Annotated in this window: 16 protein-coding genes and 1 rRNA gene; 12 read left to right on the forward strand and 5 right to left on the reverse strand. The window is 73.5% G+C overall.

Features of this window, described 5'->3' with window-relative positions; genetic code table 11:
- The first annotated feature begins 193 nt into the window (after positions 1-193).
- The 7 genes from rrf (at position 194) to RF640_RS15770 (ending at position 5107) form a co-directional block, all read left to right on the forward strand.
- Positions 194-310: ribosomal RNA gene (rrf, locus tag RF640_RS15740) — 5S ribosomal RNA — on the forward strand.
- A 152-nt stretch (positions 311-462) separates the two neighbouring features.
- Positions 463-1059: a superoxide dismutase family protein gene (locus RF640_RS15745; RefSeq protein WP_244915847.1), complete on the forward strand. Its 597-nt coding sequence runs from the start codon at positions 463-465 to the stop codon at positions 1057-1059.
- 102 nt (positions 1060-1161) lie between these two features.
- On the forward strand, positions 1162-1974 hold the full coding sequence (locus tag RF640_RS15750; RefSeq protein ID WP_109222296.1) for an alpha/beta fold hydrolase: 813 nt from the start codon (positions 1162-1164) through the stop codon (positions 1972-1974).
- Positions 1975-2137: 163 nt separating this feature from the next.
- Complete coding sequence (locus tag RF640_RS15755) at positions 2138-3076, forward strand: SDR family oxidoreductase (RefSeq protein ID WP_109222295.1); 939 nt, start codon at positions 2138-2140, stop codon at positions 3074-3076.
- Between the two features lie 107 nt (positions 3077-3183).
- Positions 3184-3993: a hypothetical protein gene (locus tag RF640_RS15760; RefSeq protein ID WP_126346566.1), complete on the forward strand. Its 810-nt coding sequence runs from the start codon at positions 3184-3186 to the stop codon at positions 3991-3993.
- A complete protein-coding gene (locus RF640_RS15765) occupies positions 3990-4463 on the forward strand; it encodes a phage holin family protein (protein ID WP_017834106.1) in 474 nt (157 codons plus the stop codon). The genes RF640_RS15760 and RF640_RS15765 overlap by 4 nt, the downstream gene beginning before the upstream one ends.
- Positions 4460-5107 (forward strand): DUF3618 domain-containing protein, encoded by a 648-nt coding sequence (locus RF640_RS15770; RefSeq protein WP_017834105.1) that lies wholly within the window; start codon positions 4460-4462, stop codon positions 5105-5107. Before RF640_RS15765 ends, RF640_RS15770 begins: the two co-directional genes overlap by 4 nt.
- A gap of 100 nt (positions 5108-5207) precedes the next feature.
- On the opposite strand, the gene RF640_RS15775 is transcribed toward RF640_RS15770, so the two are convergent.
- Together RF640_RS15775 and RF640_RS15780 are read right to left on the reverse strand one after the other, a co-directional pair.
- The gene (locus tag RF640_RS15775) at positions 5208-6047 is read right to left on the reverse strand and encodes a GDSL-type esterase/lipase family protein (protein ID WP_109222293.1); all 840 of its coding nucleotides are present in this window, start codon (positions 6045-6047) and stop codon (positions 5208-5210) included.
- Between the two features lie 76 nt (positions 6048-6123).
- Complete coding sequence (locus tag RF640_RS15780; protein WP_109222292.1) at positions 6124-7143, reverse strand: LLM class flavin-dependent oxidoreductase; 1020 nt, start codon at positions 7141-7143, stop codon at positions 6124-6126.
- A gap of 137 nt (positions 7144-7280) precedes the next feature.
- On the opposite strand from RF640_RS15780, the gene RF640_RS15785 reads away from it, so the two are divergent.
- The 4 genes from RF640_RS15785 (at position 7281) to RF640_RS15800 (ending at position 10161) form a co-directional block, all read left to right on the forward strand.
- On the forward strand, positions 7281-7976 hold the full coding sequence (locus RF640_RS15785; RefSeq protein ID WP_109222291.1) for an alpha-ketoglutarate-dependent dioxygenase AlkB: 696 nt from the start codon (positions 7281-7283) through the stop codon (positions 7974-7976).
- A 22-nt stretch (positions 7977-7998) separates the two neighbouring features.
- Positions 7999-8550, forward strand: a complete 552-nt coding sequence (locus RF640_RS15790; protein WP_109222290.1) for a flavin reductase family protein — start codon at positions 7999-8001, stop codon at positions 8548-8550.
- A 170-nt stretch (positions 8551-8720) separates the two neighbouring features.
- Positions 8721-9437: a flavin reductase family protein gene (locus RF640_RS15795; protein WP_017834100.1), complete on the forward strand. Its 717-nt coding sequence runs from the start codon at positions 8721-8723 to the stop codon at positions 9435-9437.
- A gap of 127 nt (positions 9438-9564) precedes the next feature.
- Positions 9565-10161 carry a YceI family protein gene (locus RF640_RS15800; protein WP_017834099.1) on the forward strand — a complete coding sequence of 199 codons (597 nt, stop codon included), beginning with the start codon at positions 9565-9567 and terminating at the stop codon, positions 10159-10161.
- Between the two features lie 93 nt (positions 10162-10254).
- Here RF640_RS15800 and RF640_RS15805 read toward each other — a convergent pair whose 3' ends face one another.
- Both RF640_RS15805 and RF640_RS15810 read right to left on the reverse strand, forming a co-directional pair.
- Positions 10255-10485 (reverse strand): hypothetical protein, encoded by a 231-nt coding sequence (locus tag RF640_RS15805; RefSeq protein WP_126346562.1) that lies wholly within the window; start codon positions 10483-10485, stop codon positions 10255-10257.
- The gene (locus tag RF640_RS15810) at positions 10482-10883 is read right to left on the reverse strand and encodes a cell division protein CrgA (RefSeq protein WP_017834097.1); all 402 of its coding nucleotides are present in this window, start codon (positions 10881-10883) and stop codon (positions 10482-10484) included. The genes RF640_RS15805 and RF640_RS15810 overlap by 4 nt, the downstream gene beginning before the upstream one ends.
- A gap of 142 nt (positions 10884-11025) precedes the next feature.
- On the opposite strand from RF640_RS15810, the gene RF640_RS15815 reads away from it, so the two are divergent.
- Positions 11026-11664 (forward strand): aminodeoxychorismate/anthranilate synthase component II, encoded by a 639-nt coding sequence (locus RF640_RS15815; RefSeq protein WP_017834096.1) that lies wholly within the window; start codon positions 11026-11028, stop codon positions 11662-11664.
- Positions 11665-11686: 22 nt separating this feature from the next.
- Here the strand turns inward: RF640_RS15815 and pknB are convergent, their stop codons facing one another.
- Positions 11687-13729, reverse strand: coding sequence for a Stk1 family PASTA domain-containing Ser/Thr kinase (gene pknB, locus RF640_RS15820; RefSeq protein WP_035930253.1), 2043 nt, complete (start codon positions 13727-13729; stop codon positions 11687-11689).

Raw genomic sequence — 13729 nt, forward strand, 5'->3', positions numbered from 1 at the left:
GAACGAAGGGTGGGGTCACCACAGAACACCGCGTCCACTATACGGCTCCCAACCAACAACCCCCGCGGTTGTCGGTGAAGACCCACAATTGAATACCGCCCACCACGGGCGGACAACCACAGTGACTTACCCATCCCGTACACCGGCCCACGGCCGGCACGCCCCAGCGGCGCACGGGGTCGGGCACCAGAGTTACGGCGGTCATAGCGTGGGGGAAACGCCCGGTCCCATCCCGAACCCGGAAGCTAAGACCCGCAGCGCCGATGGTACTGCACCCGGAAGGGTGTGGGAGAGTAGGACACCGCCGGACCACACCACCAGGGTCGAGCCCCCGCACCACACGGTGCGGGGGCTCCCCACATTTAACACCCCCGTCCTCGTTGTATCCCCTCCGACCACGGCCTATGGTCGAGGACCAGGACCCGGTGACGACGAGGAGGAGCCGTGCGACGGAGCAGGCTGATGGCAGCAGTGATCGGAACGACCGCCCTGGTGCTCGCCGGTTGCGACGGGGGCGGTGACGACAGCGCCGTGGTCGAGGAGACGTCGGCCGCCTCGGAGGCGGCTGCCGGCTCCCGCGCCGTCCTCCAGGACACCGAGGGCTCGGAGGTCGGCAGCGTCAGCTTCGCGGAGGTCGCCGCCGGCACGGAGGTCGTGGCCGAGGTGCAGGGGCTCGAGCCCGGCTTCTACGGACTGCACGTGCACGCGACCGGCCTCTGCGAGCCCGACAGCGCGGCCCCGGGGGACCCCGGCACCACGGGTGCGTTCCTCTCCGCGGGCGGCCACCTCGGGAGCGAGGACGCCGAGCACCCCGACCACCGGGGTGATCTCCCCGCCCTCCTGGTGACGGAGGAGGGGACGGGCTTCCTCACGACGGTCACCGACCGCTTCGGTGTCCAGGACCTCGTGGCCGACGACGACGGCAGCGCCGTGATAGTCCACTCGGGCCCCGACAACCACGCCAACGTCCCGGAGCGCTACGCCCCCGACGGTCCCGACGAGGCCACGCTGGGCACGGGCGACGCCGGGTCGCGGCTGGCCTGCGGCGTCGTCGAATGACCGCGGGCCGTCCCGGCCGCGGGTGAGACCCGGCCCTGCGGCGGCGTCCTTCGCTACTCTGGGAGCGCTCCTGCCGTACGCCCGAGAGAGGTGTCTCCCACCATGCCCGACGTCAGTTCCGCGACCGCCCGGATCAACGGGGTCACCATGACCTACACCGACCGGGGGGAGGGGCCGGTGCTGCTCCTGCTGCACGGTCACGCCTACGACCGCAGCATGTGGGCCCGCCAGGTCGAGGTGTTCGCCGACCGCGGCTGGCGGGTGGTCGCCCCCGACCTGCGCGGCTTCGGCGGGTCCGAGGTCACCGAGGGGATCGTCTACACCGAGGAGTTCGCGGACGACGTCGCCGCGCTGCTCGAGCACCTGGGCGTCGACCGGGCAGTGGTGGTCGGGTTCTCGATGTCCGGCCAGATCGCCATGGAGCTCCTCCACCGGCACCCCGGCCGGGTCCGGGCGCTGGTCGTCAACGACACCGTCCCCGAGGCGGAGGACGCCGCCGGCAGGAGGCGCCGCCACGTCGCCGCGGACGCCATGCTGGCCGGCGGCATGGAGGCCTACGGCCGCAACGTCCTGGGCAGGATGGTCGCCGAGTCGACGGTGGAGACCCGCCCCGGGGTGGCGGCCGAAGTGCTGGCCATGCTGCAGAACGCTCCCGCGAAGGGGGCCGCCGCGGCCATGCGCGGGCGCGCCGAGCGCCGGGACTTCACCGAGCTGCTCCGCAGCGCCCGGATCCCCGTGCTCGTCGTGGTGGGCGCGGACGACGCCTTCGACGGCGGCGCCGGCCGGCGGATGGCCGAGCTGGCCCCCGGGGCGGAGCTCGTCGTCGTCGACGGCGCCGGGCACACCCCCAACCTCGAGCAGCCGGCCGCGTTCGACGACGCCCTGGAGAACTTCCTGCACCGTCTCGAGGCCTGAGCGCGGTCACCCCGCGGCGGTACGTTCCTGCACCCCGTGCCCCTCGGCGGTCCCTCCGTCACGGTGGCGCGGGGTGTCTGTTCTCCCACAGAGAAGCCGTTGTCCTGCCGACCGTATCATCAGTATGCTGTCCAGATAAGTGCACGACGAGAGGAAGTGGAGCATGGCCGAGACGAACAGCGGCAACCCGGAGAACGCCGACCGCGAGACGGTGGACCAGCTCGCGTTCCAGAACCCCGTGACGCGATACCCCGTCCTGTCGCCCCCGAAGCAGGACCAGCCCGAGCCGGGCCTGGACGTCGAGCTCGAGCCCAGGACCGACCGCGGGGAGCTCTCCTACCGGGGGACCGGTCGGCTGGAGGGGCGCAAGGCCCTGATCACCGGGGCGGACTCGGGCATCGGCGCGGCCGTCGCCATCGCGTTCGCCAAGGAGGGCGCCGACGTCGCCCTGAACTACCTCCCGGACGAGGAGCCCGACGCGCAGGTGGTCAAGGCCGCCATCGAGAAGGCCGGTCGCACGGCCGTCCTCTTCCCCGGGGACCTGACCGACAAGGACTTCTGCGCGGCCCTGGTCGACAACGCCGTGGACGGGCTGGGCGGGCTCGACATCCTCGTCAACAACGCCGGCAAGCAGGTGGCGGTCGAGAGCCTCGAGGACCTGAGCGACGAGCAGCTGGTCGACACCTTCACCGTCAACATCGTGGCGATGTTCCGGATCACCAAGGCGGCGCTGCGGCATCTGCCCGCGGGCTCCTCCATCATCAACACGACGTCGATCCAGGCGTACCAGCCGTCGCCGGACCTCCTCGACTACGCGTCGACCAAGGCGGCGATCAACAACTTCACCAAGGGCCTCGGCCAGCAGCTGGCACCCAAGGGCATCCGCGTCAACGCGGTGGCGCCGGGACCGTTCTGGACGCCTCTCCAGGTCTCGGACGGGCAGCCGAAGGACGCACTGCCCGAGTTCGGGCAGTCGACGCCCCTCGGCAGGGCCGGCCAGCCCACGGAACTGGCCCCCGCCTACGTGTTCCTCGCCTCCTCCGAGTCGAGCTACGTCATCGGCGAGACCCTCAACGTCAACGGCGGCAGCCCGTCGCCGTGAGGACGCGCCGATCCGGCGAAGGTCTTGGCTCCGTGGAGCCTTCGACCTAGGCTAGAACCAGCCCGCACCATCAGTGGACTTATGAAATGTTCCAGAAAGGCGGAATCATGACCACCAACCCCTATGACCCGACCCCCTACGACGCCGGCTCGAGCCACGCGGCCGACACCGGCACCTCGTCCAAGAAGGACGTCGCGGCGGAGCAGGGCAAGGCCGAGGCGAACCAGCTGAAGCACGAGGCCGCCGGCTCCGGCCAGCGCGTCAAGGAGACGGCGAAGGAGCAGGCCGGAGCCGTCAAGCAGGAGGCCACCACCCAGGCGCAGAACCTCCTCGGCCAGCTCCGGAGCGACCTGAGGGATCAGGTGGCCCCCCAGCAGGAGCGCATCGCCTCGAGCGTCCGCTCCGTCAGCGACGAGATCAACGCCCTGTCCCGCGGTGAGAAGCCCGAGACGGACTTCGTCACGGGTCTGCTCGGCAGCGTCTCCGGGCGCGTCGACTCCATGGCCTCCTCCTTGGAGAACAAGGACGCCCAGGACCTGCTGCAGGACGTCCGCCGGTTCGCGGCCCGCCGCCCCGGGACCTTCCTGGCCCTGGCGGCCGGCATCGGGCTCCTCGCCGGCCGCGCCACCCGCGGCGTCAAGGACAGCGACGAGATCGCGACCGACCGCCAGGGCGCCAAGGAGTACTTCGGCGTCTCCGGCCGGCAGGACCAGGGCACCGCGGCCGGGACGGGCGTCGCCACCGGCGCCGTCTACGACCAGGGCTACGACCGCAACCTCACGGCGACCGAGACCTCGGGCTACACCCCGGCCGACCCCTACGCCTACCGCTCCGACGAGCAGGGCGAGGCGGCCCGCACCTACACCGACCGCGTGCCCGGCACCGTCTATCCCGATCAGGAGGGCGACCGTCGATGAGCCATCCCATTCCCCCCTCGGACGCCGAGGACAGGGCGGAGCACGAGTCGCTCGGTGAGATGTTCAAGTCGCTGAGCACCAACCTCTCCACCCTCATCCAGCAGGAGATCGCGCTCGCCAAGGCCGAGACGACGCAGGCGGTGCAGGAGGCCAAGCAGTCCGCCAAGGACACGGGCAAGGGCGCCGGCATGCTCGCCGGGGCCGGCGTGGCCGGACACTTCGTCCTGCTCTTCCTGTCCCTCGCGCTCATGTGGGGACTCAGCAACCTCGTGGGCCTGGCCTGGTCCTCGGTCATCGTGGCCGTGCTCTGGGCCGTCATCGCCGGCATCCTCGCCGCGATGGGCAAGAAGAACCTCAACGAGGGCAAGCGGGAGATGACCGAGGCGACCCAGGATCCGCTGCCCCTCACCCGCGAGACCGTCTCCGAGATCCCGGACACCGTGAAGCCCTCCAAGAAGGAGAACCGATGAGCCAGCAGAACCCCGAACAGATCCGCGCCGACATCGAGGCCACCCGCGCTCGGCTCGGCTCCGACGTCGACGCCGTCGCGGAGAAGGTGACGCCCGAGCGCGTCGTCGAGCGGCAGAAGGACAAGGTCCGCGGCAAGGTCCAGGACACCGTGCACGGAGTGAGGGAGCGAGTCATGGGTTCTTCCGACGACGAGTTCACGGTGGGCGGCTACTCCACCGGTGACGTCAGGGACGAGGCAGCGTACCGCGCCGACCAGGCCCGCGGCGCCGTGCAGAACGCCCCGGCCACGGCCAGGGCGAAGACCCGGGGCAACCCGCTGGCCGCCGGTCTGATCGCCCTCGGCGCCGGCTGGCTCGTCGGCTCGCTGCTGCCCTCCACGCAGAAGGAGCAGGAGCTCGTCGCCGACGCGGCGGACCGGGTGCAGCCCCACGCCCAGCACGTGGTCGAGTCCGCGAAGGGCGCGGCGCAGGAGGTCGCCCAGGACCTGAAGGAGCCGGCCCAGGAGGCCGCGCAGTCCGTCAAGGAGACCGCGCAGTCGGGCGCCCAGGAGGTCAAGCAGCAGGGCCAGGGCGAGGCCCAGCACCTGAAGTCCTCCGCACAGGACTCGGCGCAGTCCGTCAAGGACGAGACGAAGAACGCCTGACCCGCGCCCGGCCGCACCCCGGCCGGGAGCCGGTGGCGCACCGGGCACGACGAGGCCCCCGGACCGACGGTCCGGGGGCCTCGTCGTGCCCGGGGACCGGTCAGCGGGCCCGGGCGGCGTGCCCGAGGAGCCCCGGGAAGTAGCCGGACAGGTAGCCGCGCTCGGTCGGGTGCAGGTTGTGGCTGCCGGCGTCGGGGCCGAAGAGGATCCACGGGTCAGCCGAGCCGACGCCGTGGCCGCGGAAGCGGTCGGTGACGTCCACGAAGACGGCGCCCTCCTCCTCCACGCCGGCCGCGAGAGCCGCGTTGAGCTCGTCGGTCCAGTCGTTGAGCTGGGCGGCCCGTTCGGCGGAGATCAGCGGGCTGTCCGCGCGGTCGTCGAAGAGGTGCGGATAGCCCAGCACCACGATGCGCGCGTCCGACGCCGCGTCGACGGCCGCGACGGTCTTGCCCGCGGAGGCGGCGGCGGACGCGATGAGCGCGGGGGCCTCCGCGAGCTTGGCGTCGCACGGCGCCGGACCGTAGGCGGCCTCGGCGGGGGCGCTGCACGCCTCGATGAACCCGCCCCACCCGATGTCGTTGCCCCCCAGGGTCAGTGTCACCAGGTCGGCCGAGTCGAGGGCGTCGGCGACCGGCTCCGTGGCGACGAGCTTCCGCACATGGTGCGTCTCGTAGCCGGCGCACGCCGCGTCCAGGGTCACCTCGATCCGGGGGTGCGCGTCCAGCTTGTCGACGTGGTCCCGTCCCGTGCCCTGGACGCAGCCGGGAACGCCCTCGACCGCCTGGAGCCCGCCCGTGCCGAAGGCCGCGGAGTAGGAGTCGCCGAGGTTGACGACCTCGACGGTGCGCGGGGCCGCGGCGGCGGGGGAGGCGGCCGCGCCCGAGAGGGCGAGCGCCGCGGCCAGGGCGGTGACGGTGCGTCGGGCGATGATTGAGGACATGGCGGGGACCTTTCGGGGGGCGGTGGCGCCTCCCGGGGGCGGCGCCGTGACGGCGGACGCCGGTGACTCCCTGAATTTACAGTCGCGACGCGGCGGAGGGAAGGTCTGTCCCGGCGTCCTGACCCCAGGACCCGGCCAGGAGCTCGAGGGAGCGCAGCACCTGCTCCTGGGTGGGGGACGCGGGGGCGATCATGAGCTCGTCGGCGTCCGCCGTGGCCGCGAAGTCCTCCAGGGCGGACCGGACCTCGTCGCCCGTGCCCGCGGCCGACCAGTGCAGCATGTGCAGGATCTGCTGCCCGGCGGGGCTGTCCATCACCATGTCCAGCTCGGCCTCGCTCAGCTCGCGGCCGCGGCCCACCATGGCGCGCACCCGTTCGCGCCGGGCGGTCCCGAGCTGCTCGGCGGCGTCCTTGGTGGTGTCCGCGGCGATGACGTTGACGGCCGCGACGACGTACGGCTCCGCGAGCTGCTCGGAGGGACGGAACCCGGCGCGGTAGGCGGCCACGGCGTCCACGAGCGCGTCGGGGGCGAAGTGGGAGGCGAAGGCGTAGGGCAGCCCGTAGGCGGCGGCGAGCTGGGCGCCGAACAGCGAGGAGCCCAGGATCGTGAGGGGCACGTCCGTCCCGGCGCCCGGCACGGCGCTGACCCCCGGGACGATCGAGCGGCCGCTGAGATAGCCCTGCAGCTCGCGGACGTCCTGCGGGAACTGCTCGGCGGCGGAGGGGTCCCGGCGCATGGCCCGCACCGTCCGCAGGTCCGTGCCGGGGGCCCGGCCCAGGCCCAGGTCGATCCGTCCGGGGTGCAGCTCGGCGAGCGTGCCGAACTGCTCCGCAATCACGAGGGGGGAGTGGTTGGGCAGCATGACGCCGCCCGCGCCCAACCTGACGGTGGAGGTGTGCGCGGCGACGTGGGCGATCAGCACGGCCGGGGCCGAGGAGGCGATCGTGGGCATGTTGTGGTGCTCCGAGTACCAGACCCGCAGGTACCCCAGGCGCTCGGCGTGCTGGGCGAGGCGCACGGAGTCGGCGAAGCTCTCGCCCACGGACGCGCCCTTGCGGACGGTGGCGAAGTCGATGACGGACAGGGGCAGCGGCACGGCGGACCTTTCACGGTGATCGGGAGACCCTCCACGCTACTCCTCTCCGCCCGGGACCGCCGTGGCGGGGCGCACACCGGTGCCGCCGCCCGCGGTGCCGGTGCGCGGTGTCGGCGGTCGCGGCTACGCTCGGCAGCATGATCGACCCCTCGACCCCGTTCTCGGCGCCCGAGCTGTTCGAGCTGCCCCGGGAGCGCGCGGAGATCGCCCCCGGCGCCGTCCACGTGCCGGGGTGGCTCGGGCCCGAGGAGCAGCGGGACCTGGTGCTCCGCTGCCGGGAGTGGGCCGTGGGCCCGGTGCCCATGCGGCACATGGTGCTCCCGGGCGGCGGCCGGATGTCGGTGCGCTCCACGACCCTGGGCTGGGACTGGGCGCCCTACCGCTATCTTCGCACCGGGGAGCGCAAGCGGGCACCGGACATGCCCCCGTGGCTGACCGAGCTGGGCCGCCGGGCCGCCCGGGAGGCCTACGGCCCCGGCAGCCCGGACGCGCAGGACTACCGGCCGGACACCGCCCTGGTGAACTTCTACGACGCGGACGCCCGGATGGGCATGCACCAGGACAGGGACGAGGCCTCCGCCGCGCCGATCGTCTCCCTCTCGCTCGGGGACACCTGCGTCTTCCGCTTCGGGAACACGCAGACCCGCTCGGCGCCGTACCGGGACGTGGAGCTGCGCAGCGGCGACCTCTTCGTCTTCGGCGGACCCTCCCGCTACGCGTTCCACGGGGTGCCGCGCATCCGCCCCGGCACGGGGGCGGCCGCGCTGGGCATGAAGGGCGGGCGGCTGAACCTGACCCTCCGGATGACGGGACGGTCCCGGCCGGAGCGCTGAGTCCCCGTGCCAGACTGGCGGGATGGAGCTCCCCGATCCCGCACCGGCCCACCTGATCGACCCGGCGGCGCCGGACGCCGAGGACGTCGGCGCCTACCGCCTGCTCGCCGCGGACATCGCCTCCGGCGTGGCGGTCGTGGCCGCCCGGCACCGGCGGCGGGACGTCGCCGCGACCGTGACCGGGTTCCTCGACGTCTCCTACGACCCGCCCACCATGCTCGTGAGCCTCTTCGAGGAGGGGCGGATCTGCGACGCGGTGGAGTCCTCCGGCGCGTGGACGCTCTCCGTGCTGCGCCGGGACCAGGAGGGCGTCGCCAACTGGCTCGCGAGCCCCGGCAATCCGGTCGAGGGCCTGCTGGACGGCGTGCCCTTCCGGCGCGCGCCGCGCTCGGGGGCGCCCGTCCTGGACGGGGCGCTCGCGTGGTTCGAGCTCTCCACCGTGGCCGTGCACACCGCCGCGACGCACCGGGTCGTCGTCGGCGAGGTGACCGCGATGGGCCGCGGGGTCGCGGAGGCCCGGGCCGACGACCCGCTGGTGCACTACGCCCGCGGCTACCGGGGCCTGACCCGGTGACCCGGGGGCGCCGGACACGACGACGGCCCCCGTGCAAGACTGTGACGTCGGGTTTCTCCCGCCCCGTCAGCGGCGGAATCGATTGACTTCCGCTCCGGTTCCGGACGTAGCGTGGACCGGTGGGGCCGCCCGGCGGCACCGTTCCCACGGCTCTCCACGGAAGGACACTCATGGCGGCCCAGCACCACGAACGCCGGCCTCGTCGGGGGCACGGCGACGACGCGCCGGCCGGCGGCGCACCGGAGCAGAGCCCTGCGCGGACGCCCGAGCGGACGGCGGAGGAGCCGCGGCTGAGCGCGGTCCCGCGGCCCGGCCCCCCGGCCGAGCGCGCGGCCGCGTCGGTCGCCGACCTCGAGGTCCCGGCAGACCACCTCCAGGACCTGGAGCACGTGGGCGAGGCGTTCAAGGCGGCCTTCGCCCACCACCCCGCGGGGGTCGCGATCATCACCGCGCGGGGCCCCGAGGGGCCGGTGGGCCTGACGGCGTCCTCGGTGTCCTCCGTGTCGGCCGTGCCGCCGATCCTCGGCTTCTCCCTGCAGGCCCGTCAGGGCTCGGCCGCGCTGCTGGCCGAGGCCGACTCCTTCCTGGTGCACCTGCTGGACGCCGAGAACCTCGACCTCGCCCGGTCCTTCGCCGTCTCCGGGGCGCCGCGCTTCGGGGCGGACATGCCCTGGGAGTACCTGGAGACGGGGGAGCCCCGGCTGCTCAACGTCGCCCGGGTCCTGCGCGCGGTCCCGCTGGCCCGGATCAAGGCCGGGCCCGCCCTCGTGTTCAACGCCGCCGTGGTCGACGTCCTCGGCCACGAGGGCACGGGCGTCCCCCTCGTCTACCACCGCCGCCGGTTCCACGAGCTCAACGACCGCTCCGCCCTGGACCCCGAGGCCTGAGCACCCGGAGACGGGCCCCGAAGTCCCGGAAGAACTTCGGACTTTGTTGTTGACACATCACCAAGGTGCTCCTAGAGTAGTTGACGAAGCAACAACCTGCTCGCCACCGATCCCCAAGGAGAACACCATGTCCCAGCTCAACGGTCTCGTCCCCGGTTCCTGGACCTTCGACCCCGCCCACTCCGAGGTCGGCTTCACCGTCCGCCACGCCGGCATCTCCAAGGTGCGCGGCACCTTCGGCGAGGTCGACGCGCAGCTCGAGGTCACCGACCCGGTCGAGAGCTCGACCCTGAACGCCACGGTCCAGATGGCGAGCATCGACACCAAGAACGCCGACCGCGACGCCCACGTGCGCAGCGCCGACTTCTTCGCGGTCGAGGAGCACCCCACGATGACCTTCACCTCGACCGCCGTGGCCTTCGACGGCGAGGAGGGCACGATCACCGGTGAGCTGACCATCAAGGACGTGACCCGCACCGTCGAGCTCGCCACCGACTTCAGCGGCGTGGTCGTCGACGCCTTCGGCGTGACCCGCGCCGGCTTCTCCGCCGAGACCACCATCTCCCGCAAGGACTTCGGCATCACCTGGAACGCCGCGATGGAGGCCGGCGGGGTCCTCGTCTCCGACAAGGTCGTCATCAGCCTCGACGTGGCGTTCACCGCGCCGCAGAACGACCCCGAGGAGACCGTCGAGGGCCAGGAGGCCGCCTCGGCCCAGGCCTGATCCCCGACGGGCGCGCACGGGAGCGGCCCGCACCCCTGCAGGGGTGCGGGCCGCTCCCGTGCGCGCCGTGACCGGTGCCGCGGGCCGGTGCGGCTAGCGGAGCTGCTGCACCAGGAACCAGATCGCGGGACCCGCGACCAGCAGCAGCAGCGCCCACCGGCGCAGCCGCACCTCGAACGTGGCGGCGTTGAACCGCCGCCCGTCCTTCGGCCGGGACTCGGCGATCTCGTCCTCGAGCGGCTTGGGGGAGGGCTCCTGCGACTCCTCGTGCGGGTCCTGGTGCGGGTCCTCGGGGCCGGTGCCGGCAGGGGGCACCGAGGTCACCGCCACTTCGTGGTCATGATCAGCCCCACCATCATCAGGGCCAGGCCCACCCCGATGTTCCACGTGCCGATCCCGGGCACGGGATAGGTGCCCTGGAAGAGGTAGTAGACGATGAGCCACAGCAGCCCGGCCACCAGCAGGCCCAGCATGATGGCCTTGTACCAGGTGGGCGTCGGGGCGTGGGTCTCCGGGGAGCCGTGCCGGGAGCGCTCGGTGAGCTCCTGCGCCACCGCGTTCGCGGCGGCCTCCGGGTCGAACGCGGTGGAGCCGCCGGGCAGCCCCTCCGCCGCCAGCCGCGCCAGCTCCGCGTCGACGGGCGGGGCGGCGGCCGGCGTCGACCGTCCGGAGCCGCCCGGACGGCGGGCCGGCTTCTTGCGGCGGTTCTTGGACTCGGGCACTGATCCTCCTGATCACCAAGCGGGCCGTCTTCACGGCGGGGGGTCCGGTGCACCAGTCTAGCCGCCCGGTGCGCGCCCTCCTGCGGACGCGTAAGCTGGACGGGCGCACGCGCCGAGAGGCACCCCACTCCCAGGAGATCCTGTGACCGTCAAGATCCTCGTCGTGGACAACTACGACAGCTTCGTCTACACCCTCGTCGGCTACCTCGAGCAGCTCGGTGCGAAGACCACGGTCATCCGCAACGACGACCTCGACGAGACCGCCGCGTGCGCGCTCGCCGACGAGCACCAGGGCGTCCTCCTCTCGCCCGGCCCGGGCGCTCCCGCCGACGCCGGCGTGTGCACCGCCCTGATCCGCCACGCCGAGCGGACGGGGCAGCCGCTGCTCGGCGTCTGCCTCGGCCACCAGGCCCTCGCGGAGGCGTACGGGGGAACCGTCACCCACGCCGAGGAGCTCATGCACGGGAAGACCTCCCGGGTGGAGCACAACGGCACGAGCGTCTTCGGCGCCGTGCCCAGTCCGTTCACCGCGACCCGCTACCACTCGCTCGCCGTCGTGGACCAGTCCGTGCCCGACGTCCTCGAGGTCACCGCCCGCACCCCGAACGGGGTGATCATGGGGCTGCGCCACAAGAGCGCCCCGCTGCACGGGCTGCAGTTCCACCCGGAGTCCGTCCTCACCGAGGGCGGCTACCTCATGCTCGGCAACTGGCTCGAGCTCGTAGGGCTCAAGGGCGCGGCGCGGGCCGCCATGTCGCTGTCCCCGCTGATCGCCGTCTGACCCTCGGCCGCCGGCCCGGACGTCAGTCGCGCCGGGGCCCTCGGTCCGCGCCCTGCTCGAGCGCTTCGCGGGCCCGGTCGGCCGCCTGCTGGGGGATCCCGTCCTGCTCGTCGTCGTCGCGCGCCTCGGTCTCGGGGGAGTCCTCCGGGGACGTCTCGGCGGAGTCGTCCGGGGTGCTGCCGGGCTCGGACTCCTCCTCCTCCGGTGCGGCGGTCTCCTCGGCCTCCTCCTCGTCCTCGGTCGCCTCCGGGGAGGGGGACGGGGTGGGCGAGGGGCTCGGCTCCGGAGCGGGCTCGGGCTCCGGGGCGACCGCCACGGTGAGCGTGATCGTCGAGCCCTGCGGCGCGGACTGTCCGGCGTCGACGCTCTGGTCCACGACCTGCCCGGCGGGCACTCCGGCCCGGGGGGTGGTGACGACCTCGGACGAGAGGCGGACCGCGTCCGCGCCGAGGGCCGCGACCGCCTCCTGCCGGCTCAGGCCCACGAGCTGCGGCACGGTCACCCGCCCCGTGGACAGCACGAGCTGCACCTCCGAGCCGCTCGGAACGGTGGTCCCGCCGGCCGGGTCGGTGGCGACCAGCATCCCCTGGGGCACCCACGGGCTGTTCGCCGTGCGGGTCGCCCCGGCCTCGAGCCCGGCGGCCTCCAGGGCGTCCCGCACGTCCTCCTCGGACCGGCCCGCGAGGTCGTCGGGGACCTCCACCTCGGCGGGCCCCCGCGAGACCGCGAGGACCACGGCGGAGCCCTCCTCGACCTGTGTGTCGGCCGTGGGATCGGTGCCCACGGCGTCGCCCTCGGGCACCTCGTCGTCGAAGACCTCCTCGCGCTGCGGCACGAGCTCCGCGTTGCGCAGCGCCGTCTCGGCCACCGCCGCGTCCATCCCCGCCACGTAGGGGACGGCGACGAGCGCGGGTCCGCCGCGCTGGTCCTGGACCCACTGGAGGGCCACGACCCCGAGGACGGCGAGGACCGCGAGGGCGAGCAGGCCGATCAGCGCCGCGCGCAGCGGTCGCCGTCGGCGGTCCCGCGCAGGGGTCGAGCCGCTGCCGGGGTCGTCCGCCGGCACCGGCGCCGCGGCGACCGCCGTGCCCGCCGCCGTCGGCGGAGCGGCCGCCCCGGCGGGCACGGGGACGGGCGGGAGGGTCTTGGTGTCCTCGTCCCGCTGCCGCACCGCGTGCAGGGGCTGGGTGGCCTCCAGGTCCCCCGGCACCGCGGGGCGCAGCTCCCGCAGCGCCCGGCGCATCTGCCCGGCGTCCTGGAAGCGGGCGGAGCGGTCCTTGGCGAGGGCCTTCGCCAGGAAGTCGTCGACGCGCCCGCCGAGCCGCGGGTCCAGCTCGGAGGGCGCGGGGGGATGGTCCCGGACGTGCTGGGCGGCGATGTCCACCGAGGACCCGCCCACGAACGGCGCCCGGCCCGTGAGCATCTCGAAGAGCACGCACGCGGCGGAGTAGAGGTCGGAGCGGGCGTCCACGGACTCGCCCCGGGCCTGCTCCGGGGACAGGTACTGCGCGGTGCCGAGGACGGCCTGGGCCTGGGTCAGGGCCGGCGAGGTGTCCTCCACGGCCCGGGCGATGCCGAAGTCCATGACCTTGATCTGCCGCTCGGGGGTGACGATCACGTTGGCGGGCTTGATGTCCCGGTGGACGATGCCGGCCCGGTGGCTGTACTCCAGGGCGTCGAGGATGCCCAGGGTGATGTCCACGGCCTCCTGGGGCGTCACGGCGTTCTCGTGGATCAGCTCCCGCAGGGTCCGGCCGGGCACGTACTCCATCACGATGAACGGCCGGTCCACGCCCTCGTCGGTCGTCGCGAGGATCTCGCCCGTGTCGTAGACCGAGACGATCGAGTGGTGGTTCAGGGCGGCCACGGACTGGGCCTCGCGCTTGAACCGCTCGTGGAAGGTGCCGTCCCGGGCCAGTTCGGGGCGCAGCACCTTGATGGCCACCCGCCGGCCCAGCCGCAGGTCCCGCCCCAGGTGGACGGTGGCCATCCCGCCGCGGCCGATGGTCTCGCCCACCTCGTAGCGGTCGTTGATGAGGGAGGGGACGGGGTTCCGGCCCGGCAC

Source organism: Kocuria sp. CPCC 205231, assembly GCF_040980965.1.
GTDB classification, from domain to species: Bacteria; Actinomycetota; Actinomycetes; order Actinomycetales; family Micrococcaceae; genus Kocuria; species Kocuria rosea.

Coding starts and splice junctions, on each gene's coding strand:
- RF640_RS15745 (WP_244915847.1), top strand. CDS start 463: ATGGCAGCAGTGATCGGAACGACCGCCCTGGTGCTCGCCGGTTGCGAC.
- RF640_RS15785 (WP_109222291.1), top strand. CDS start 7,281: ATGATCGACCCCTCGACCCCGTTCTCGGCGCCCGAGCTGTTCGAGCTG.
- RF640_RS15795 (WP_017834100.1), top strand. CDS start 8,721: ATGGCGGCCCAGCACCACGAACGCCGGCCTCGTCGGGGGCACGGCGAC.
- RF640_RS15775 (WP_109222293.1), bottom strand. CDS start 6,047: ATGTCCTCAATCATCGCCCGACGCACCGTCACCGCCCTGGCCGCGGCG.
- RF640_RS15755 (WP_109222295.1), top strand. CDS start 2,138: ATGGCCGAGACGAACAGCGGCAACCCGGAGAACGCCGACCGCGAGACG.
- RF640_RS15765 (WP_017834106.1), top strand. CDS start 3,990: ATGAGCCATCCCATTCCCCCCTCGGACGCCGAGGACAGGGCGGAGCAC.
- RF640_RS15770 (WP_017834105.1), top strand. CDS start 4,460: ATGAGCCAGCAGAACCCCGAACAGATCCGCGCCGACATCGAGGCCACC.
- RF640_RS15800 (WP_017834099.1), top strand. CDS start 9,565: ATGTCCCAGCTCAACGGTCTCGTCCCCGGTTCCTGGACCTTCGACCCC.
- RF640_RS15750 (WP_109222296.1), top strand. CDS start 1,162: ATGCCCGACGTCAGTTCCGCGACCGCCCGGATCAACGGGGTCACCATG.
- RF640_RS15760 (WP_126346566.1), top strand. CDS start 3,184: ATGACCACCAACCCCTATGACCCGACCCCCTACGACGCCGGCTCGAGC.
- RF640_RS15790 (WP_109222290.1), top strand. CDS start 7,999: ATGGAGCTCCCCGATCCCGCACCGGCCCACCTGATCGACCCGGCGGCG.